Genomic DNA, 19,575 nt, shown 5'->3' with positions numbered 1-19,575 from the left:
CTGCATGTCCCTGTCAATGGCTCATCAGTGTGACCAACTGATCGAACCGGCTGTTGGCAACCCATCCCAGCAGTCCCAGGACCACCGCCGTTGCACCCGCCGAATAGGCGAGACGGTGCTTGATGGTCTTAACATCCGCGCGGACTTCGTCCATATCCCGACGAATGTATTTGAGGTGGGTTTCCAGCTCGGTAACGCGCGGTTCCATATCTACCTCTCCAGCGGTTCTGGCATTCTTTCTGAAATCGGATTTGTGACTGGCGCGACTTTCGTCCAGAGGGGCAACCGGGCTATTTGCAATTCTGGCTTCATGGCTTGGCATGGAAATGTCCATCGGCTGTTCCAATCGCAAGCACATTGGCCTTGCCGTCATCCAGACTGTCATCAGTTCCGAGGGTGTATCCAATCATTACCTGCACATCCTTGTGTTGTTAAATTCGAAAATTGATACCACCTGCACAAGGTGAATCAAGGATCGTGTCCGGTCAATTGAGCCGATTCCTCACATGTTGTAAGAAAAAATACCGTCGCGTAGGACGCGACAGGTCATTCGCTTGAATTAAATGGTGCTGCCATGGCTTTTTTGCCTGCGCCAGTGGTCAAGATGTTTCACACCGATTCAATCGTGGGGAGTGACCGATATGAGTGAACGCAGGGCGCTGTTGATTCTGCATGGCAAGCAGGCACTCAATGAGGCGGTGCGCGCCGCCGTCGAAAGCAAGCGCAAGCAGGGCTGGGAGTTGGCTGTACGGCTGACCTGGGAGGCCGGTGACGCTCAGCGTCTGGTGGAAGAAGCACTGGCGGGCGGCTATCGGAAGATCATCGCCGGCGGCGGAGATGGCACGTTGCGCGATATCGCCGAAGCGCTTGCCGCGCATCCGGATGAGGCCAGTCTGGTGCTGTTGCCGCTAGGAACGGCTAACGATTTTTCCCGCGCGGCGGGGATCCCGCTGGAACCGGCCGAGGCGCTGGAAATGCTCGACGTGCCACCGCGCAAGATTGACCTGGGCGAAGTCGGGGGGCAGATTTTCCTGAACATGGCGACGGGTGGTTTCGGCAGTCAGGTCACGGCCAATACCTCTGAAGATCTGAAAAAAGTGCTCGGCGGGGCCGCTTATCTGTTCACTGGTTTGTCGCGCTTCAGTGAGCTGCACGCGGCCTACGGCGAACTGCAAGGGCCGGACTTTCACTGGAGTGGCGAGCTGCTCGCATTGGGCATCGGTAACGGTCGTCAGGCGGGCGGCGGACACGTCCTGTGCCCGCAGGCACTGGCGGACGATGGTCTATTGGACATCAGTATTCTGCCGGCGCCACAGGAGTTGGTGGGCACGCTGAAGAATCTGCTCAGCGACGGCTTCGGCCTCGACAGTATGTTTGTCCGGGCCCGTTTGCCCTGGGTTGAAATCAAGGTCGCCGAGGGGCTGAGCATCAACCTTGACGGCGAGCCGCTGGAGGGCGACAGCCTGCGTTTCGAGGCGCGCCCCGCCGCCTTGCAGGTGCATTTGCCGGAGCATTCGCCGCTGTTGGGCGGCGCGGGCTTGATCAGTCGTCCAGACTGATGATCTGTTCGCGCACCGCGAACAGCACCAGACCCGCCACGTCGTAGATCTGCAGGCGTTTCATGATCTGTGAGCGGTGAGTTTCGACGGTCTTGATGCTCAGGCCCAGGCCGTTGGCGATTTCCCGGGTGGATTTACCGCGCACGATCAACCGCAGGATTTCCAGCTGACGTGCCGTCAGGTTGTGCGAGTCGGCCACCTCGGGCTGGTTTTTCTGCGTGCGGGTCAGCGCCTGATTGATTACGGTATGGGCGATCGCCGGGCTCAGGTAGCGCTCGTTGTTGCGCAGGGCTTCGAGGGCATGTTCAAGCTCGGTGGCCGTGGTGTCCTTGAGCAGATAGCCGTGCGCGCCGCATTCCAGCGCCTGCATGATCAGCGCCGGATCGGTATGCATCGACAGAATCAGCACCTTGCTATGTGGCCTTACGCGCTTGAGCCGTTGCAGGGCTTCCAGGCCACCGGTTTCCCTCATCGAGATATCCAGCAATACGATATCGGGTGCCAGTTGCTCGACCATTTCGAGCAGTTGCGAGCCATCGCTGGCTTCGCCAACGACGGCGTAACCGGGAATGTCGAGCACCAGAGCGCGCACGCCGGCCCTGATCAGCGAGTGGTCATCCACCAGAAGTAAGTTACAAGTCAACGCATAACCTTATTCGTACTGGCCCGTTCGAGTGCACGGGGCGCCCAGGGGAACAGTGCTTCGATTTGAGTGCCTTTGCCCGGTTCGCTGATGACGTTCAGCGTACCGCCCAACTGTTCGATCCTTTCGGCCATCCCGGCCATGCCGCGTTGTCCTTCCCGACCTGGATCCGCGGCAGGCGCAAAGCCTTGGCCATCGTCGCTGATCAGCAGCGTCAGCCCTTGTGGCAGGCGTTGCACGCGGATCAACAGGTTGCTGGCCTGCGCGTGACGCAGAATATTGGTCACCGCTTCCTGAGTAATGCGGAAAGCAGCGACCGCCATTTCTTCCGGAATGCCGTTGAGCCGCTGCTGGCAATCGAGGCTCCAGTGCACCGACGTGTTGGCCAGCGTCTTGAGCAAATGCGCACGCAGGCTGGCTTCCAGGCCGAGGCTGGTCAGTTGGCGCGGGTTGAGAATGGCCGAGACATCGCGCACCTTGTTGAGCGTTTCTTCAAGGGTGTCGCAGAGTGTCGAGCATTGCTCTTGCAAGTCGGGTGGCAGACGTCTTTTCAGCCATTCACTTTGCAGCTTGGCCGCTGTCAGTAACTGACCGATGTCGTCGTGCAGTTCACGGCTGAGACGGTGGCGTTCGTTTTCCTGGACTTCCAGCAAACGGTCGGCGAGTTCCTGAGGCTGAAACTTGATCGATTTGCGTGACAGCCGGTATTGCACCCAGACACAAGCAGTGGCGGCAATATTCAACAGCAGCAGGCCCAGTGAAAGCGGAGCAGATAATCCGTAGGTCAGCAGGCTGCCAAGGGCTGCGACCACACTCAATATGAGTGTGAACCGGCGTGCATTTTCCCGGGACGGTGGCCATTTGATGATTGACTTGAGGCTGGCGTACATAACGGATGGAGCCAATGGATGTTCGCTACGGGCAGACCGGCCGGTGGCTGGCGGATCTCTGTCTGAAAATGCTGTCAATTATGTTATTGATTTTAACGAAGTACAGTGAACGATATTCGACCATCAAGTTCGATGGATGACAGTCGCTGAATCACTGTGCCATTAGTTGAAAGCAACTAACGGTCGGCATAATACCACTTAAGATACCGTTGGTCGCGTTTGCTATATATGTCCAACGAGTCAGGAAATACGCCATGTTGGACGTGAGTTCCATTATGGAAAATGTCGCTTTATTGTGCTTGATAGAGATCCGTGCGGTGCGAAGTTGATGGTTATACAGACACAGGCAAACCCTGAGGCCGCGGCAAAATATCCGCTGGGGTCAGGTGTGATTATTTAATTCGAATTGTCGCTGGCAGGTATGAACTATTCAATTGCGACATTCAGCGATTCCGATGTTCAGCCTGGATTTACGCGTTGAATGCGGCGGATCAGGCCTGACGCTCGGAGTAAGACAAAAGCGGAAGCGGCCGGGTTGGGAGTGGTGGCTTGAACTGGCTTTGACCGACCTGAAACGCGAAGGCTTCGATCAGTGAAGTTTGTTCGCTGCCATCCAGGCTCAACTGGCCGGTGTTGTGATCGACCAGTTCGATCTGCCAGGCCATCAAGGTGAAACAGTCCTGCAGTGCATTCAGCGCCTGTGCGTGCAGATCGATGTGATCCGGCGCAGCGTCGAGCAGGCTGTGGATATGCAGGGAAAACTCGGAAATCGCTTCCAGTGCCAGCGCTTCAGCCCGGCTCGCCAGCTTGAGCAGGGTGTTGCGCATGCAGTCGATGGCGTCCTTGTCGTTGCTGATCAATTGCAGGTGGCTCAGGCACTCTTCGGACTTGGCCAGGAGTGTTTCAGCTTCGACGAGAAATTCGGGAAAGCGTTGCGCCCAGTCTTTACGGTCGATTGGCATGCTTATCTCCACAGCGTCTTGTCTGATGAGGGAATGCCGTGTGTGTCGACGTTCGTGGATCGTCGGGAGATCGCGCCCCACCGTGCAAGTGCACTGGCTGAGGTTTTCCAGAGGGTGGGGTTCCACTGACCTGCGATCGCACACAATAGCCTGACTCCGTTCATGCAATGAGAATGGCGTCACATTAATGGCTATTGGATATTGCGAACATCAGGTTGGGCCTGATTGTTCCTAGGGGATTCCCTTACACACGGGAACCTGTGGCGCAAACTATGGTCGCGCCAGAAGAGAATGCAGCAGATGAAAACACCGGGTCAGTAAACCATGATGTTAATGTGACATCAATGCCCGTGTGTGGCATTTTGATGGTGAATTTTGTGGGGATCAAGAATCGCCATAAACAGCCGATAACCCCACTTAGTAATGAATTCATCAGAACAAGCCCAGGAGTCATTGATGGCCGGCATTCTCGACACGGTAGACCAACGCACGCAACTGGTGGGTGAGAATCGCCTGGAAATTCTCATGTTTCGACTGGCCGGACGCCAATTGTTCGCGATTAACGTGTTCAAGGTTCAGGAAGTTCTGCAACTGCCGAAGCTGACCCTGATGCCGCAGCGTCATCCGTTTGTCTGCGGCGTGGTCAACCTGCGCGGCCAGACGCTGCCGGTGATCGACCTGTCTCAGGCGATCGGCATGCGCCCGCTGGTGCCGGGCCCGAACAGCACCATTATCGTCACCGAGTACAACCGTTCGGTGCAGGCTTTCCTCGTCGGTGGTGTGGATCGCATCGTCAACATGAACTGGGAAGCCATTCTGCCGCCGCCGACCAGTGCTGGCCGCCAGCACTACCTGACCGCGATCAGCAAGGTTGACGATCAACTGGTGGAAATCATCGACGTCGAGAAAGTGCTCGCTGAAATCGTCCCGTACAACGCCAAGGTTTCGCGCGACAAGCTCGACGATCCGGTACTGGAGCGTGCCCGTGGTCGCGAAGTGCTGCTGGTGGACGACTCCAACGTCGCGCTCTCGCAATTGCGTGACACCCTCGGCCAGCTCGGGGTGAAGATGCACATCGCCAGTGATGGTCTGAAGGCGCTGAACATGCTCAAGGGCTGGGCCGATACCGGCGTGAACATGACCGACAAGCTGCTGATGGTGTTCACCGACGCGGAAATGCCGGAAATGGACGGCTATCGTCTGACCACCGAGATCCGCAACGATCCGCGTCTGCGCGGTCTTTACGTGGTGTTGCACACCTCGCTGTCCGGCAGCTTCAACGACTCGATGGTGAAGAAGGTCGGTTGCGACAACTTCCTCTCCAAGTTCCAGCCAGACAAACTGGTCGACGTGGTGCGTCAGCGTCTGATGCTCGATGAAGTGCCGGCCTGACGAAAACCTGTAGCGAGGGGATTTATCCCCGATGGACTGTGCAGCAGTCCCGCTTTCTTGATTCAAGTGGGGCCGCTTCGCGCCCCATCGGGGATAAATCTCCTCGCCACAAACTATCTTTGCGGGTGCGTGCATCAGGCTTTGATTCGCCGATAAAGCTCGTATAGGGTGGCATTTTTGCCCACCAGGGAGCTGGCCATGCTGCGTCTGAGCGCGCTTTATCGTTACCCGTTGAAATCCGGCAAACCCGAGATTCTGCAATCGATTGGCCTGGACAAACTGGGCCTTGCAGGGGACCGACGCTGGATGCTCGTGGACGAGGCCAGCGGGCGCTTTCTGACCCAGCGGGCCGAAGCGAAAATGAGTCAGCTGTCGGCGTTGTGGAACGCACAGGGCGGTCTGACCCTCAGCGCGCCCGGGCTTGCCGCGCTGGACGTGCCATTGCCCGAGGCCGATTCCGACTTGCGCGGTGTGACCATCTGGCGTGACACCCTGCGGGTTCCGGATGCGGGTGATGATGCCGCCCGTTGGGTCAGCGATTTCATCGGCAAGCCGACCCGTCTGGTGCAGGTGCCACTTGATCGCGCGCGCATGACGCAGGCCGGTTATGGCCGTGAGGACGATCAGGTCGCGTTCGCCGACGGTTTCCCGCTATTGCTGATTGGCGAAGCGTCACTTGAGGATCTGGTGCAAAAGGTCGGACGGCCGCTGGAGATGCTGCGCTTTCGGCCGAATCTGGTGATCGAAGGCAGCGCGGCGTTCGCCGAGGATGGCTGGAAGCGCATTCGCATCGGTGATGTCGAGTTCCGCGTGGTGAAACCTTGCTCACGCTGCATTCTGACCACCATCGATCCGCAGACCGGCGAACGCAGTGCTGATCGCGAACCACTGGCAACCCTGCAGAAATACCGTGCGCAGGCCGATGGGGCGATGTTCGGGCAGAACCTGGTCAATGACAGCAATGGTCAACTGGAAGTCGGAATGCCGGTGGAAATCCTCGAGTAACCGAGGTCGGAAATGAAAATGCCCGTGTCCATGGACACGGGCATTTTTTTGCACCGGAAAAAGCCGTGGACTTAGCCGCGGTATTCGCACAGGTAAGCGCTATCAACGGCGACTTTCAGCTGGAACTTGCTGTTGGCCGGAACGTTGAACTGGCTGCCGGCGGCGAAGGTTTCCCAGTCGCTGCTGTCTGGCAGTTTGACGGTCAGCGCGCCGGAGACCACGTGCATGATTTCACGCTGAGCGGTGCCGAATTCGTATTCGCCCGGGGCCATGACGCCGATGGTCGCCGGACCTTCAGCGGTGCCAAAAGCGATCGACTTGACGGTGCCGTCGAAGTACTCGTTGACTTTGAACATGGGCGATTCCTCTCGAAAAGGGCAAACAGGGGTTAAAAAGGGCTGGCCAGTATGCACAACGCTCCCGGCGCCGTCACCTGCCCGGGGCGTGTCCGGCGAGTTCTCGCCATGACTTCAGAGTGGCAAGACCAACGGCAATAACCGCGCGGTATTGCGCGCATCTTCCAGGGCCCGGTGCTGTTGCCCGCTGAACTGCATGCCGGCCAGTTGCAGCGCACCGTTCAACCCCAATGGTCGCTCCAGGCGCCGGGCCTTGGCGAAGCGCTGTTTGAGGTTCATGTGCGGCACCCGGCTCAGCAGGCTGTCGAGTTGCAGGCGCTGCCATTCCTGGAGCAACTGTTTGCGGTCGTAATCGCCCCAGCTGGCCCAGCCTTCGAGGCGCGTCTGGTGTTGGCCGAGCCAGCGTTCGAAGGCCGGCCAGACCTCGTTCAACGGCTGCGCGGCGTCGATGTTGGCCTGGGTGATGTGCGTGAGCTCACGGCAGAACGGCGTCAGCAACGGCCGCCGGGTCGGTTTGACGAAGCGCTGAAAGTGATCCTGCTCGCGACCGGCACGGTCGACCAGCGTCGCGCCGATTTCGATGATTTCCATTTCCGTAACCGGCCAGCCACCTTCATCTGTGGTGGCTTCCAGATCAATGACCAGCCAATGGGGCATCGCAGGTTTCCTGATTTACGCGTCCTGATAGATCAGAGCGTAGTCAAACCTTGCGTTTGCGCCTGGCGACTCACTCGACCTGCAACAGAACCTGACGATTTTTTACCTGATCGCCGACCTTGACCTGCACCCGCTTGAGCACGCCGTCGATGCCGGCCTTGAGCGGATGCTCCATTTTCATTGCCTCCAGCACCACCAGCAACTGACCCTTGCTGACCGGGCTGCCTTCGCTGACCAGCACGTCGACGATGGCACCGTCCATCGGCGCTTTCAGTGTGCCGGAGCTGACGCTGCTCTGACTGCTGATCAGCGCATGAGTTCGATCCTCCAGGCGCAGGTTGCCGGGGTGGGTGAACAGCCAGAGTTCTTCGCCATCGATCCGGTAGGCGTGACGTTGGCGCAGGCCGTCGACTTCCAGTGTCACCGCGCGCTCGTCGCAATCGATGACGGTCAGCGCAAGTGCGCGCTGCATCACGTTCACGGTGAAGCGATCATCGCTGCCAGCGAGCACTTGCACGATCCAGTCCTGCTGTTCAAGCCCGACGCGGTAATCAAGTGGCGCGCCGACATTGTTGCGCCAGCCCTTGAGCGGCGCACGATGCGCCTGCGCGCCAGACTGATAAAACAGCACGGCGGCGATGGCCAGTTCCTCGGCGGTGGGGGCGTAAGCATGCAGAGACGGGTGGTCAGTGAAGTGCTGAGCAATGAACGCGGTGCTGAATTCGCCGCTGATGAACTGCGGATGTTGCAGCAGGCTGACCAGCAAACGCTGATTACTCTGGACGCCGAGCAGCACACTGTCCTGCACCGCGCGCAGCAGCTTGCGGCGTGCCTCCTCGCGGGTGGCGCCGTGGGCAATAAGTTTGCCGAGCATCGGGTCGTAGAACGGGCTTATCGACTGACCTTCGCGCAAGCCGTGATCGATCCGCGCCCCCGGACCCAACACCGGTTCCCAGGCCTGTACACGACCGGTCTGCGGCAGGAAATTCTGTGTCGGATCCTCGGCATACAGACGCACTTCCATGGCGTGGCCGTTCAGCGTGATCTGTTCCTGAGTCAGCGGCAGCGGCTGGCCTTCGGCGACGGCCAATTGCCAGGCGACCAGATCCTGCCCGGTGATCAACTCGGTCACCGGATGCTCGACTTGCAGACGGGTGTTCATTTCCAGAAAGTAGAACTGCCCACCGGCATCGAGCAGAAACTCGACGGTGCCGGCACCGACGTAATTCACTGCCCGACCAGCATTCAATGCCGCTTCGCCCATGGCCTGGCGCAACTCGCGGGTCATCACCGGGCAGGGTGCTTCCTCGATGACTTTCTGGTGGCGGCGCTGCACCGAGCAATCGCGCTCGCCGAGGTAGATCAGGTTGCCGTGGCGGTCGCCGAACAGTTGTACCTCGACGTGTCGTGGTTCGATCAGCGCCTGTTCGAGGATCAGTTCGTCGCTGCCGAAACCGTTCAGCGCCTCCGAGCGGGCGGTGCGCAGTTGCGCTGGCAACTCTTCACTGTTGTGCACCAGACGCATGCCGCGCCCACCACCGCCAGCGCTGGCCTTGATCATCAGCGGGTAGCCGATGCGCTCGGCTTCGCGCAGCAAGGTGGCGTCGTCTTGCGCTGCGCCTTGATAGCCGGCGATGCAGGGAACGCCGGCGTCGAGCATGGCGATTTTCGACAGGCGCTTGCTGCCCATCAGCTCGATGGCCTCGGCGCTGGGGCCGATAAAGGTCAGGCCTGCCTCTGCGCAGGCGCGGGCGAATCCGGCGTTTTCCGAGAGAAAGCCGTAGCCTGGGTGGATCGCGTCGGCACCGCTGCGGCGTGCGGCGTCAAGGATCGCCGGGATGTTCAGGTAGGACTGTTGCACCGCTGCCGGGCCGATGTTTACCGCTTGGTCGGCCATCTGCACGTGCAGGGCATCGGCGTCGGCATCGCTGAATACGGCGACGGTGCGATAGCCGAGGGCCTGTGCGGTGCGCTGGATGCGGCAGGCGATTTCACCGCGGTTGGCGATCAGGATTTTGTGGATGGTGGGCATGGCTGTTCCCTCGGAATTTGCGGTGTCGGTGCTGGCCTCCTCGCGAGCAAGCCCGCTCCCACATTTGGAATGCGTTTCGTCTGTGGGAGCGGGCTTGCTCGCGAAGCTTTTAAGGGGCCCACCCAGGTTTACGTTTTTGCACGAAAGCCATGGTGCCCTCGATCCCTTCGGCCCCGGTCACCGCTTCGCTGAACCACCGCGCTGCTTCATCCAGCAATTCACTCGACGGTTGTCCGGCACTGGCCAACAGCAGTTTTTTCGTCGCCGCATTCGCCTCGGGCGCGCAGCACAGAACATGATCGAGCACTTCGTCGAGGCGTTCTGCCAGGGCCTGCGGATCCTGCTCGACGAAATGCACCAGCCCTAACCGCCTCGCCTGATGGCCATCGAAGCGCGCAGCGGTCAGTGCCAGGCGGCGGGTTTCGGTCAGGCCGATGCGCTGCACCACGAATGGCGCAATCTGCGCCGGCAGCAAACCCAAACTGGTTTCCGGCAGGCCGAACTGCGCCTGATGATCGGCCATGGCGATGTCACTGACACATGCCAGCCCGAAACCACCACCGAGCACTGCGCCCTGTAAAACGGTGATCAGCACTTGTGGTGCGTCCTGAGCTTCTTGCAGCAGGGCACCGAAGGCGCGGTTCAATTCGCGGTAAGCGTCGGCCCCTTGGGCACGGGCATTGGCCATGTCCTTGATATCGCCACCGGCACAGAAATGCCCTCCGGCACCGCTGAGGACCAGAGCGCGAACCCCGCGGTCATCACGCACTGCCGCCAGCACCGCACGCAGTTCGCTGACCATCTGCAGGCTCATCGCATTGCGGCTGTCCGGGCGATTGAGGGTGATGTGCAGCACGCCGCCGTGCTGTTCCAGCAGCAGAGTCTGGCAGTCGGGCAGGGGGCTCATTTCTTTTTCCCCGGCAGGATGCCCATCAGTTTGCAGATGATCCCCAGCATGATTTCGTCGGCGCCGCCGCCAATCGACACCAGGCGCACATCGCGATAGGCGCGAGCCACCGGGTTGTCCCACATGAAGCCCATGCCGCCCCAATATTGCAGGCAGCTGTCGCTGACCTCACGGCCGAGACGCCCGGCCTTGAGTTTGGCCATCGACGCCAGGCGCGTGACGTCCTGACCTTTCACATATTGCTCGGTGGCCTGATAGACAAGTGCCCGCAGGCATTCGATTTCGGTCTGCAGTTCGGCGAGGCGGAAGTGGATCACCTGATTGTCGATCAGCGCATTGCCGAAGGTCTTGCGCTCCTTGCAGTACTCGATGGTGCTGTCGACGCAATATTCCAGGCCCTTGATCATGTTCGCCGCGCCGAACAGGCGTTCTTCCTGGAACTGCAGCATCTGCATCATGAACCCGGCGCCTTCGTGGCCGATGCGGTTGCGCTGCGGCACACGCACGTTGTCGAAAAACACCTGGGCGGTTTCCGAGCTGCGCATGCCGAGCTTGTCCAGGTGCGAGCTGAGGCTGATCCCCGGGGTGTTCATCGGCACCATGATCAGCGACTTGTTGATGTGCGGCTTGTCGTCCGAGGTGTTGGCCAGCAGGCAGATGAAGTCGGCGCTGGGCGAGTTGGTGATCCACATCTTGCTGCCGTTGATCACGTAGTCGTCGCCGTCCTTGCGCGCGGTGGTCTTGAGCCCGGCGACGTCGGAACCGGCACCGACTTCCGAGACCCCGATGCAACCGACCTGCTCGCCGGTGATCGCCGGACGGAGGAATTCGTCGCGCAATTCATCGGAGCCAAAGCGGGCCAGCGCCGGGGTGCACATGTCGGTCTGCACGCCAATCGACATCGGAATGCCGCCGCAATGGATGGTGCCGAACTCTTCGGCGGCGACGATCGAGTAGCTGTAGTCGAGGCCCATGCCGCCGAATTTTTCCGGTTTGGAAATCCCCAGCAGACCGAGGTCGCCGGCCTTGCGAAAAATCTCGTGGATCGGAAAGCGTCCGGCCTTTTCCCATTCATCGACGTGCGGATTGATCTCGTGTTCGACGAATTGGCGGACGGTGCGGCGCAGGGCTTCGTGTTCCGGGGTGAAGATCATTTTTATTGTTCTCCTTGTAGTCCGAGGCAGTCAGAAGCGGCTGACGCCGAAGCTGTTGGGTTGCAGCGTGCGGATGTCGGCTTCGTGGCAGATATCCAGCAGGTAACCGAGCAGGGTGCGCGTGTCGCGTGGGTCGATCAGGCCGTCGTCCCACAGGTTGGCGCTGCCGTAGAGCGCGGTGGACTGGCTGTCGAGTTTCTGCGCGGTGACCTGTTCGAGCATGTCGAGCATTTTCGGATCCGGCACCAGTCCCTCCTTGAGCTGTTTGGCCTCTGTGACGATGCGCAGCACCTTGCCGGCCTGCGCGCCGCCCATCACCGCGGTGCGGCTATTGGGCCAGGCGAAGATGAAACGTGGATCGAGACCGCGTCCGCACATCGCATAGTTGCCGGCACCGTAGGAGCCACCGACGACAATCGTCAGTTTAGGCACTCGGGCATTGGCCACCGCTTGAATCAGTTTCGAGCCGTGTTTGATCACGCCTTGCTGCTCGGACTCGGTGCCGACCATGAACCCGGTGGTGTTGTGGAAAAACAGCAGCGGCGTCTGGCTCTGATCGCACAGCTGAATGAACTGCGCGGCCTTGCTCGCGCCAGCCGGCGTAATCGGGCCGTTGTTGCCGATCAAGCCGCAAGCACGGCCCTGGATTTTCAACTGGCCGCAGATGGTTTGCTGATCGAACTCGCCCTTGAATTCGAGAAACTCCGATTCATCGGCAATCCGCGCAATGATTTCGCGCACGTCGTAGGGCTTCTTCGGGTCGTCGGGAATCAGCCCGAGCAACTCGTCGATCGGGTACAGCGGCGCTTTGTATTGCGGCTCTGGCAGCCACGGCAGTTGCTCGTTCCACGGCAGCATGCGCAGGATTTCGCGCACCAGCCGCACGCCATCCGCATCGTTCTCGGCCAGATACTCGGCGGTGCCGGCGACCTGTGCGTGCATCTCGGCGCCACCCAGTTGTTCATCGGTGGCGACTTCGCCGGTTGCGGCTTTGAGTAGCGGCGGCCCGGCAAGAAACAACTTGGCCTTGCCGCGCACCACCACCACGTAATCCGACAGCCCCGGCTGATAGGCGCCACCGGCCGTGGCCGAGCCGTGCACCACGGTGATCTGCGGCAGGCCCATTGCTGACATCCGCGCCTGATTGGCAAAGCTGCGTGCGCCTTCGACGAATATCTCCGCCGCATAATTGAGGTTGGCACCGCCGCTTTCGGCCAGAGTGATCACCGGCAGTTTGTTTTCCAGGGCGATCTGTTGCAGGCGCAGGGATTTTTTCAGGCCGGTGGGGGAGATCGTGCCGCCCTTGATCGCGCTGTTGTTGGCCACCACCATCGCCCGTATGCCGGACACGTAACCGATGCCGGCGATCAGGCCGCCACCGGCAGCGCTGCCGTCCTTGTCGTCGTGCAGCTTGTAGCCGGCCAGACTCGCCAGTTCGAGGAACGGCGCGCCGGGGTCGAGCAGCAGGTTCAGGCGTTCGCGGGGCAGCAGTTGCCCGCGCTTGTCGAATTTGCCCTTGGCTTCGGCAGCCTTGTTCAGCAGGTTCTGTTCCAGTTGCTGGACTTGCTCGATGGCCGTGAGCATCGCCGCGCAGTTGCGCGCGAAAGCTTCACTGTGCGGATCGAGTTGGGACTGGATCTGCGGCATGGCTTACTCCTTGTCCTTGAGCACGTCGGGCAGGTACGCCCGATGGAAACCGTTGAACGACTCGCTGTGGCTTGCCTTGTGCAACGGCCATGCGCGGCTGCCGAGACTGGCCGCGCCATCGATTTTCAAGGTGCTGCCGCTGATGAACGCCGCCGCCGGACTGAGCAGGAAAACGATCGCTGCACTGACCTCCGATTCGGTACCGATGCGTTTGAGTGGCACGTGTTCGCGCAGCGTCGGAATCACCGCTTTGAACGCGCCTTCATAAGTGTCCATGCCGCTGGACGCAATCCAGCCCGGCGCCACCGCGTTGACTCGCACCCCGGCGTAGCCCCACTCGAACGCGGCGGTTTTGGTGAAGTTGTCCATCCCCGAACGTGCCGCGCCCGAGTGGCCCATGCCGGGCATGCCGCCCCACATGTCGGCAAGCATGTTGACTATATTGCCGCCGTGCTTGCTCATCGACTGGTTGAACACTTCCCGGGCTATCAGGAAGCCGCCGACCAGATTGGTGCGCAGTACGGTTTCGAAGCCTTTCTGATTGATCGAGGCCAGTGGCGACGGGTACTGGCCGCCGGCATTGTTGACCAGACCGTGGATCGGCCCGTGTTCGGCAATCAACTCGGTGACCAGTTGTTTCACCGCGTCTTCGTCACGGATGTCACAGGCCTGCCAATGGGCGCGGCCGCCGTCCTCGGCGATTTCGGCGGCGACCTTTTGCAGTTTTTCCGGCTTGCGTCCGACCAGCAGCACATTGGCCCCGAGCGCCGCCAGTTCATGCGCGGTGCAGCGCCCGATGCCACTACCGCCACCGGTGACGATGATGGTCTGGCCGCTGAACAGATCGGCTTTGAAAATCGATGCGTAAGCCATGAAGCCCAACCTCTAGTCGAGTTGTTCGGCGATGCTCTGCGGCACCGGGATCTGGATTTCCAGCAACTGCTGGGCGAAGGCCTTGCCCTGTGGGTCGATGCGCAGACTCGCCACGCCACCGCCGCCAAGCGCGTTCTCCAGCAGAAAATTCAGGCTGTGGGTGCCGGGCAGGTACCAGCGCTCGACCCGGCCATGGATCGGGTCGAGCACGTGGCGCATCCAGTCGACGATCACCGCTGGCGTCAGCGCTTCGGCAATCCACGGCAGGTATTCCGGCCGGCGCGGCAGGACGCCGATGTTGCTGTGATTGCCTTTGTCGCCGGAGCGCGCTACCGCCAGTTTCACCAACGGCACACTGGCGTCGGCGTGGCCCTGGGGTTTGGGTGGCTGGTCGGGAATTGGCAGATCGTGGCTGTCGAGCGGTGTCTGCGCGGGGAGGGCGCAGGGATGCTGTTCACCGGCCATGTCGATGTGCAGGGTGCAGGCGGTTTTATCGATCAGGAACGAGAACAGACGGATCAGCGGGTATACCGTCGGCCGTCCGCCGACGATTCCCGTCAGTCCCGGTGCCATGCCGGTGGCCGCCTGGGCGATTTCCCGTGAGAACAGCACCAGCGCCTGTTTGAGCGGATGGCGCACGGCGAGTTTGATCACCACCTCGCGGCTGTCCCGACGCTGGCCGTGCGGGCCGTAGGTGGCTTCGCTGCCGAGCAGTTCGATGTCGACTTCGCTGTAGGGTGGCCAGCCGCGTTGGCTGAACATTTCCGAGGTCTTGTCGATGATTGCCTGACTGACGCGGCGCGCCTTGTCCACGGCATCGATGCCGGCGATCAGGCAACTGGCGGTGCAGCGGAAACCGTCCAGGTAAGTTGCGCTGACCTTGTATTTGTCACTCGCAGGCAAGCCTCTGGCACCGTGGACATGCACGGCGTTTTTGCCCTGTTGCTGCAGTTTGACCTGAGTGAAATCGCACACCACATCCGGCAACAGATAGGCCTGTGGATCACCGATTTCATAAAGCATCTGCTCGCCAACCGTCAGCGGTGTCACCAGGCCGCCGGAACCTTCGGGTTTGCTGACGATGAACTGGCCGTCGGCGCTGACTTCAACGATGGGAAAACCGATGTGTTCGAAGTCCGGCACGTCGCGCCAGTCGGTGAAATTGCCCCCGGTGCATTGCGCGCCGCATTCGATGATGTGCCCGGCCAGCGCGGCCTGGGCCAGTTTGTCGTAGTTATGCCAGGCCCAGCCGAACTCATGCACCAGCGCCGCGCTGACCACCGCACTGTCGACCACGCGTCCGGTGATGACGATGTCGGCGCCCAGGCGCAGAGCCTCAACGATGCCCGGTGCGCCGAGGTAGGCGTTGGTCGATACACACATCGGCGGCAGCGGCGCGCCGTTGAACATTTCGTGGATGCCTTGGGCGGCGAGTTGCTTGAATTGCGGTTGCAGATCGTCGCCGAGCAGCACGGCAATTTTCAGACTGACCCCGGCCTTGTCGCAGGCGGCTTGCAGGGCGGCGGCACAGGCCTGTGGATTGACTCCGCCGGCATTGCTGATGACGCGGATCTTCTGTTCGGCCAGTTGCGGCAACAGTGGGGCGAGCACCTCGACGAAGTCCCCGGCGAATCCGACCTGCGGGTCCTTCATGCGCGCGCCGGCCATGATCGACATGGTGATCTCGGCGAGGTAATCGAACACCAGATAATCCAGCTGCCCGCCGGCCACAAGTTGTGCGGCGGCGGTACTGGTGTCACCCCAGAATGCGCTGGCGCATCCGATCCGAACGGTAGTTGGCATTATTATCTCCGACTCAGGAACCTGCGACAGAAGTGTCTGGAGGCTACCAAGCAAGCGCTTGGTTTGTAAACCACTCAAATATCTTCTGCCCAAGCGCTTGCTTGGTTGCCGCCTGCGGCTTAAATTGCGCGCAACCCTGCGTGTTCAGGGGGCAACAGACTGATCGACTGTAGGAGAGAACGGGTGGACGAGCAAAAAGCCCTGAGGGTCATGCGCGAACTGGTCGACCAGGGCCAGTTGACCGACCCTGACAGCGCCCGCGGCAAACTGCTGCAAGTGGCCGCTCACCTGTTCCGCAACAAGGGTTATGAACGCACCACCGTGCGCGATCTGGCCGGGGCGGTGGGGATCCAGTCCGGGAGCATTTTTCATCACTTCAAAAGCAAGGATGAAATCCTCCGGGCAGTGATGGAAGAAACCATCCGTTACAACACCGCGTTGATGCGCGCCGCTCTGGCCGAAGCCAGTAACGTGCGCGAGCGGGTGCTGGCGCTGATCCGCTGCGAGTTGCAGTCGATCATGGGCGGCAGCGGCGAAGCCATGGCGGTGCTGGTCTATGAGTGGCGCTCGCTGTCCGAGGATGGTCAGGCCAGAGTGCTGGCCTTGCGCGATGTCTATGAAGACATCTGGTTGCAGGTGCTGGGCGAAGCCAAGGAGGCGGGGTTTATCCGTGGCGATGTATTTGTTACCCGACGTTTTCTCACTGGCGCGCTGTCCTGGACCACCACCTGGTTTCGTGCCGGCGGCAGCCTGAGTCTCGATCAGTTGGCTGATGAAGCGCTGATTCTGGTGCTCGAAGAGCGCTAGTCCACTTTCTGACAGGTCGGGAAACTGGCTAACTGGGCGAAACCGCCTAGCTTGAATGCATTGATCGTTATTTTTTCGGGGAGTGGGGTGTTTTGAAGTCTTCGCCAATTCGGACGACCGCAGGGCTTTTGCTCGTAGCGCTGGCGGTATCTTGGGTGTTGCCCGCGCAGGCAGCGCAACTGGTTCGGGTCGGCGCGGCGCATTTTCCGCCTTACACCGTGCGTCCGGAAAGTGGTGCCGACACTGGCCTGCTGCCGCAATTGGTCGAGGCGCTCAATACGCTGCAAAAGGACTATCAGTTCGTGCTGGTGCCCACCTCGATTCCCCGGCGCTTCGGCGACTTGAAGGAAGGGCGCACCGACATGGCGATTTTCGAGAACCCGGAGTGGGGCTGGAAGGACACTCCCCACACCACGGTCGATATGGGCCTGGAAGATGCGGAAATTTTCGTCGCGCAACGCAAAGACGGTCGCCAGGAGAGTTATTTCACCGACCTCAAGGGCAAGCGCCTGGCGTTGTACAGCGGTTATCACTATGAGTTCGCCAACTTCAACGCCGATCCCAAATTTCTTGCGGATACGTTCAATGCCTCGCTGACCTATTCCCATGACAGCAACCTGTTGATGGTCCTGCGCGGACGAGCCGACATCGCGCTGGTGACCCGTTCCTACCTGTCCGATTACCTGCTGCGCAACGAGAAGGTGGGTGACGATTTGCTGGTGTCGCAGCGCATCGACCAGATCTACCACCACTACGCCATTTTGCGTCCGGCTGCACCGATCACCGGGGCGGTGTTCGGCAAGTTGCTGCAGGGTTTGCGCGACAACGGCCAGATGCAGAAGATCTTCGATCCGTACAAAATAGCCGTGGTGCCGGTGCCGCCTGACTGAGCGATTTTCACCCGGGCGGCTAAATTTCTCCTCTCGGCTCACGTCCCATCGTTGAACTGTCGACGATTATCGTGAGCCCGACCCATGTCCAATCTGAATGACCTGACTGCCCTGGCCTTGCCTTCGGGCAGTCAATTGGTAGCCGATGCCACCGAAAGCCGTCTGTGCCTGAGCCTGGACGGGCAACCGCTGATTCGCTTGCGCCTGGATCGCCAGGCGAAAGGCCCGATCCAGCTCGACGAGCGTTATGCGCTGCCTGTGGGCCAAGCGCTTTGGGCGGCCTGTTACTGGCTGTTTGCCCGTGATCCGGACTGCCAGCAATTGATCTGGCAACTCGATCAGTCACCCACCGAAGCGTTGCTCAGCGGCCTGCTGGTCAGCACCGAGGTGGCTGGCGAGTACCGCTGCGAACGCACCCTGTTCTGGCAGTTGCCACAACCCTGGCTGGGCACCTCGCTGACGGGCAGCTACCCGCAACAAATGGTGATCAGCCAGGGCAAGCGCCATCCGCTGCGTCCGGTCAAGCCGCGCGGTGAAGTCTATCGACGCTTCGATGCGCGCCTCGGTGCGTGGATTTCCCTGCGCACGGTGGAGATCGAGCAGGATCTGGCACGTTTCAATCGCTGGCAGAACAGTCCGCGAGTCGCCAGTTTCTGGCAGGAGGAGGGCAGTCTTGAACAGCATCGCGAATACCTGAGCAAGCTCGACGCCGATCCGCACACCCTGACGCTGATCGGCTGTTTCGACGATCAGCCGTTCGCTTATTTCGAAGCCTACTGGGCCAAGGAAGATCGCATCGCGCCGTTCTACGACGCCGACAATTACGACCGTGGCATTCACATGCTGGTGGGGGAGGAAAATCACCGTGGCCCGCACAAGGTCGCGAGCTGGTTGTCGGCGCTGGTGCACTACCTGTTTCTGGATGATCCGCGGACCCAGCGTGTGGTCGCCGAACCGCGTGCCGACAACGCGAAGATGATCGGCCACATGCACAACCAGTGCTTCCACTGCGAGAAGGAGTTCGACTTTCCGCACAAGCGTGCGGCGTTGATGATTCTGGGGCGCGAGCGGTTTTTTGATCGGTGCAAGCTGGCGTGAGGTGACAAGGCCTGGGATCTATTGCGGTCTCAAGTCTGCCTTTGCGAGCAAGCCCGCTCCCACATCGACCGGTGTACGCCGGTCAAATGTGGGAGCGGGCTTGCTCGCGAATGGCTTGACGCCGAATTCAGGGCTTAGCGACGCCCCATCGAGGCCGCGTCCCCACGACTGCCCGACACCTTGCGGCAGTGCACCAGCGCATCGCGAATCATGAAGTTGACCAGCGTCGGCGAGACGCCGAGTTCCTTGGCGATGTCCTTTTGCGGCACGCCGTGCAAACGGTACATCTCGAAGGCGTAGCGGGTGCGGCTGGGCAGTTCGGTCAGCGCGTCGGCGATGTGTTCCAGCGTCGAGAAGTTGATATGCGAGGTTTCCGGCGAAGCGCCTTGAATGACCACATTCAACCCTTCCTCTTCGGGACCCGAGTACTTCTGTTCCAGCGCCTGTTTACGGTAGTGATCGATGGCGAGGTTGCGCACGATCTGGAACAGGTAACTCAATTGCGCCTTGATCGACGACGTGATCGGCGGGGCCGACTGCAAGCGGAAGAACGCATCCTGCACCACGTCTTCGGCGCGTGAACGGCAGCCGGTAATGCGTGCTGCAATCTTCACCAGAATCAGTCGATTGTCGACGAAGGCCTGAAGTAGCGGTGAATCGCACCTGCTTGTGGATACTTGTTCCGTCATGGAAATCACCTTGCTGCCAATAGGTTAGTGGGACGCCTGGGGGACGGGGCCGTCCTACACATCGAGCGACAAATTATGTTGAATGATAATGATTGTCAATTGAGAAAGAGAACTAATGCTCCGTAAAGGTGCGAATCGAGAACTGCGACACACCGCCACACCCCAGCCCCATTGGCGATCCAGCCTGCCGACTAATTATTTCAAGACGTCA

General features: G+C 60.4%; 19 protein-coding genes. 6 read left to right on the top strand and 13 right to left on the bottom strand.

Annotation, left to right across the window (positions count from 1 at the left end):
• Positions 1-13: 13 nt before the first annotated feature.
• On the bottom strand, positions 14-322 hold the full coding sequence (locus tag ACS4NR_RS12945; RefSeq protein WP_177439995.1) for a hypothetical protein: 309 nt from the start codon (positions 320-322) through the stop codon (positions 14-16).
• Between the two features lie 319 nt (positions 323-641).
• On the opposite strand from ACS4NR_RS12945, the gene yegS reads away from it, so the two are divergent.
• A complete protein-coding gene (gene yegS, locus ACS4NR_RS12940) occupies positions 642-1,559 on the top strand; it encodes a lipid kinase YegS (protein WP_166496819.1) in 918 nt (305 codons plus the stop codon).
• Here the strand turns inward: yegS and ACS4NR_RS12935 are convergent.
• The 3 genes from ACS4NR_RS12935 to ACS4NR_RS12925 all read right to left on the bottom strand — a co-directional run bounded on the left by ACS4NR_RS12935 (position 1,543) and on the right by ACS4NR_RS12925 (position 4,054).
• Positions 1,543-2,202, bottom strand: a complete 660-nt coding sequence (locus tag ACS4NR_RS12935) for a response regulator (RefSeq protein ID WP_095137328.1) — start codon at positions 2,200-2,202, stop codon at positions 1,543-1,545. The genes yegS and ACS4NR_RS12935 overlap by 17 nt on opposite strands.
• On the bottom strand, positions 2,199-3,092 hold the full coding sequence (locus tag ACS4NR_RS12930) for a sensor histidine kinase (RefSeq protein ID WP_456020388.1): 894 nt from the start codon (positions 3,090-3,092) through the stop codon (positions 2,199-2,201). Before ACS4NR_RS12930 ends, ACS4NR_RS12935 begins: the two co-directional genes overlap by 4 nt.
• Before the next feature lie 491 nt (positions 3,093-3,583).
• Positions 3,584-4,054 carry a hypothetical protein gene (locus ACS4NR_RS12925; RefSeq protein ID WP_456020301.1) on the bottom strand — a complete coding sequence of 157 codons (471 nt, stop codon included), beginning with the start codon at positions 4,052-4,054 and terminating at the stop codon, positions 3,584-3,586.
• 456 nt (positions 4,055-4,510) lie between these two features.
• On the opposite strand from ACS4NR_RS12925, the gene ACS4NR_RS12920 reads away from it, so the two are divergent.
• Both ACS4NR_RS12920 and ACS4NR_RS12915 read left to right on the top strand, forming a co-directional pair.
• Complete coding sequence (locus tag ACS4NR_RS12920) at positions 4,511-5,446, top strand: chemotaxis protein CheV (protein WP_095137331.1); 936 nt, start codon at positions 4,511-4,513, stop codon at positions 5,444-5,446.
• A gap of 198 nt (positions 5,447-5,644) precedes the next feature.
• Positions 5,645-6,451, top strand: a complete 807-nt coding sequence (locus ACS4NR_RS12915) for an MOSC domain-containing protein (RefSeq protein ID WP_095137332.1) — start codon at positions 5,645-5,647, stop codon at positions 6,449-6,451.
• Positions 6,452-6,522: 71 nt separating this feature from the next.
• On the opposite strand, the gene ppnP is transcribed toward ACS4NR_RS12915, so the two are convergent.
• The 8 genes from ppnP to ACS4NR_RS12875 form a co-directional block, all read right to left on the bottom strand.
• Positions 6,523-6,807 carry a pyrimidine/purine nucleoside phosphorylase gene (ppnP, locus tag ACS4NR_RS12910; protein WP_115983980.1) on the bottom strand — a complete coding sequence of 95 codons (285 nt, stop codon included), beginning with the start codon at positions 6,805-6,807 and terminating at the stop codon, positions 6,523-6,525.
• A gap of 114 nt (positions 6,808-6,921) precedes the next feature.
• Complete coding sequence (locus ACS4NR_RS12905) at positions 6,922-7,464, bottom strand: exonuclease domain-containing protein (protein ID WP_027613412.1); 543 nt, start codon at positions 7,462-7,464, stop codon at positions 6,922-6,924.
• 70 nt (positions 7,465-7,534) lie between these two features.
• Positions 7,535-9,496 (bottom strand): acetyl/propionyl/methylcrotonyl-CoA carboxylase subunit alpha, encoded by a 1,962-nt coding sequence (locus tag ACS4NR_RS12900; protein WP_456020300.1) that lies wholly within the window; start codon positions 9,494-9,496, stop codon positions 7,535-7,537.
• Positions 9,497-9,605: 109 nt separating this feature from the next.
• On the bottom strand, positions 9,606-10,403 hold the full coding sequence (locus ACS4NR_RS12895) for an enoyl-CoA hydratase/isomerase family protein (RefSeq protein ID WP_456020299.1): 798 nt from the start codon (positions 10,401-10,403) through the stop codon (positions 9,606-9,608).
• Positions 10,400-11,557 (bottom strand): citronellyl-CoA dehydrogenase, encoded by a 1,158-nt coding sequence (gene atuD / locus ACS4NR_RS12890; protein WP_115983977.1) that lies wholly within the window; start codon positions 11,555-11,557, stop codon positions 10,400-10,402. Before atuD ends, ACS4NR_RS12895 begins: the two co-directional genes overlap by 4 nt.
• Positions 11,558-11,587: 30 nt before the next feature.
• Positions 11,588-13,204: a geranyl-CoA carboxylase subunit beta gene (atuC, locus tag ACS4NR_RS12885; protein ID WP_095137337.1), complete on the bottom strand. Its 1,617-nt coding sequence runs from the start codon at positions 13,202-13,204 to the stop codon at positions 11,588-11,590.
• A gap of 3 nt (positions 13,205-13,207) precedes the next feature.
• The gene (locus ACS4NR_RS12880) at positions 13,208-14,077 is read right to left on the bottom strand and encodes an SDR family oxidoreductase (protein WP_456020298.1); all 870 of its coding nucleotides are present in this window, start codon (positions 14,075-14,077) and stop codon (positions 13,208-13,210) included.
• 12 nt (positions 14,078-14,089) lie between these two features.
• Positions 14,090-15,880, bottom strand: a complete 1,791-nt coding sequence (locus ACS4NR_RS12875; RefSeq protein WP_456020297.1) for an acyclic terpene utilization AtuA family protein — start codon at positions 15,878-15,880, stop codon at positions 14,090-14,092.
• A 183-nt stretch (positions 15,881-16,063) separates the two neighbouring features.
• Here ACS4NR_RS12875 and ACS4NR_RS12870 point away from each other — a divergent pair, with 183 nt between their 5' ends.
• From ACS4NR_RS12870 to ACS4NR_RS12860, 3 genes are all read left to right on the top strand, one after another.
• Positions 16,064-16,687 carry a TetR/AcrR family transcriptional regulator gene (locus ACS4NR_RS12870; RefSeq protein WP_095137340.1) on the top strand — a complete coding sequence of 208 codons (624 nt, stop codon included), beginning with the start codon at positions 16,064-16,066 and terminating at the stop codon, positions 16,685-16,687.
• Between the two features lie 92 nt (positions 16,688-16,779).
• Positions 16,780-17,577, top strand: a complete 798-nt coding sequence (locus ACS4NR_RS12865; RefSeq protein WP_166496812.1) for a substrate-binding periplasmic protein — start codon at positions 16,780-16,782, stop codon at positions 17,575-17,577.
• Positions 17,578-17,661: 84 nt separating this feature from the next.
• Positions 17,662-18,675, top strand: a complete 1,014-nt coding sequence (locus ACS4NR_RS12860) for a GNAT family N-acetyltransferase (RefSeq protein ID WP_456020296.1) — start codon at positions 17,662-17,664, stop codon at positions 18,673-18,675.
• Between the two features lie 134 nt (positions 18,676-18,809).
• Here ACS4NR_RS12860 and ACS4NR_RS12855 read toward each other — a convergent pair whose 3' ends face one another.
• Positions 18,810-19,364 carry an RNA polymerase factor sigma-70 gene (locus tag ACS4NR_RS12855; protein WP_027613402.1) on the bottom strand — a complete coding sequence of 185 codons (555 nt, stop codon included), beginning with the start codon at positions 19,362-19,364 and terminating at the stop codon, positions 18,810-18,812.
• Positions 19,365-19,575: the final 211 nt, after the last annotated feature.

Source organism: Pseudomonas sp. JQ36 (assembly GCF_053851495.1).
The sequence above is the reverse complement of the archived record's forward strand: the minus strand, read 5'-3'. Positions and strand labels throughout refer to the sequence as shown.

Bases quoted from the DNA above. Each gene is read 5' to 3' on its own strand.
- ACS4NR_RS12945 (WP_177439995.1), bottom strand. From the start codon at position 322: ATGCCAAGCCATGAAGCCAGAATTGCAAATAGCCCGGTTGCCCCTCTG.
- yegS (WP_166496819.1), top strand. From the start codon at position 642: ATGAGTGAACGCAGGGCGCTGTTGATTCTGCATGGCAAGCAGGCACTC.
- ACS4NR_RS12930 (WP_456020388.1), bottom strand. From the start codon at position 3,092: ATGTACGCCAGCCTCAAGTCAATCATCAAATGGCCACCGTCCCGGGAA.
- ACS4NR_RS12925 (WP_456020301.1), bottom strand. From the start codon at position 4,054: ATGCCAATCGACCGTAAAGACTGGGCGCAACGCTTTCCCGAATTTCTC.
- ACS4NR_RS12920 (WP_095137331.1), top strand. From the start codon at position 4,511: ATGGCCGGCATTCTCGACACGGTAGACCAACGCACGCAACTGGTGGGT.
- ACS4NR_RS12915 (WP_095137332.1), top strand. From the start codon at position 5,645: ATGCTGCGTCTGAGCGCGCTTTATCGTTACCCGTTGAAATCCGGCAAA.
- ppnP (WP_115983980.1), bottom strand. From the start codon at position 6,807: ATGTTCAAAGTCAACGAGTACTTCGACGGCACCGTCAAGTCGATCGCT.
- ACS4NR_RS12905 (WP_027613412.1), bottom strand. From the start codon at position 7,464: ATGCCCCATTGGCTGGTCATTGATCTGGAAGCCACCACAGATGAAGGT.
- ACS4NR_RS12900 (WP_456020300.1), bottom strand. From the start codon at position 9,496: ATGCCCACCATCCACAAAATCCTGATCGCCAACCGCGGTGAAATCGCC.
- ACS4NR_RS12895 (WP_456020299.1), bottom strand. From the start codon at position 10,403: ATGAGCCCCCTGCCCGACTGCCAGACTCTGCTGCTGGAACAGCACGGC.
- atuD (WP_115983977.1), bottom strand. From the start codon at position 11,557: ATGATCTTCACCCCGGAACACGAAGCCCTGCGCCGCACCGTCCGCCAA.
- atuC (WP_095137337.1), bottom strand. From the start codon at position 13,204: ATGCCGCAGATCCAGTCCCAACTCGATCCGCACAGTGAAGCTTTCGCG.
- ACS4NR_RS12880 (WP_456020298.1), bottom strand. From the start codon at position 14,077: ATGGCTTACGCATCGATTTTCAAAGCCGATCTGTTCAGCGGCCAGACC.
- ACS4NR_RS12875 (WP_456020297.1), bottom strand. From the start codon at position 15,880: ATGCCAACTACCGTTCGGATCGGATGCGCCAGCGCATTCTGGGGTGAC.
- ACS4NR_RS12860 (WP_456020296.1), top strand. From the start codon at position 17,662: ATGTCCAATCTGAATGACCTGACTGCCCTGGCCTTGCCTTCGGGCAGT.
- ACS4NR_RS12855 (WP_027613402.1), bottom strand. From the start codon at position 19,364: ATGACGGAACAAGTATCCACAAGCAGGTGCGATTCACCGCTACTTCAG.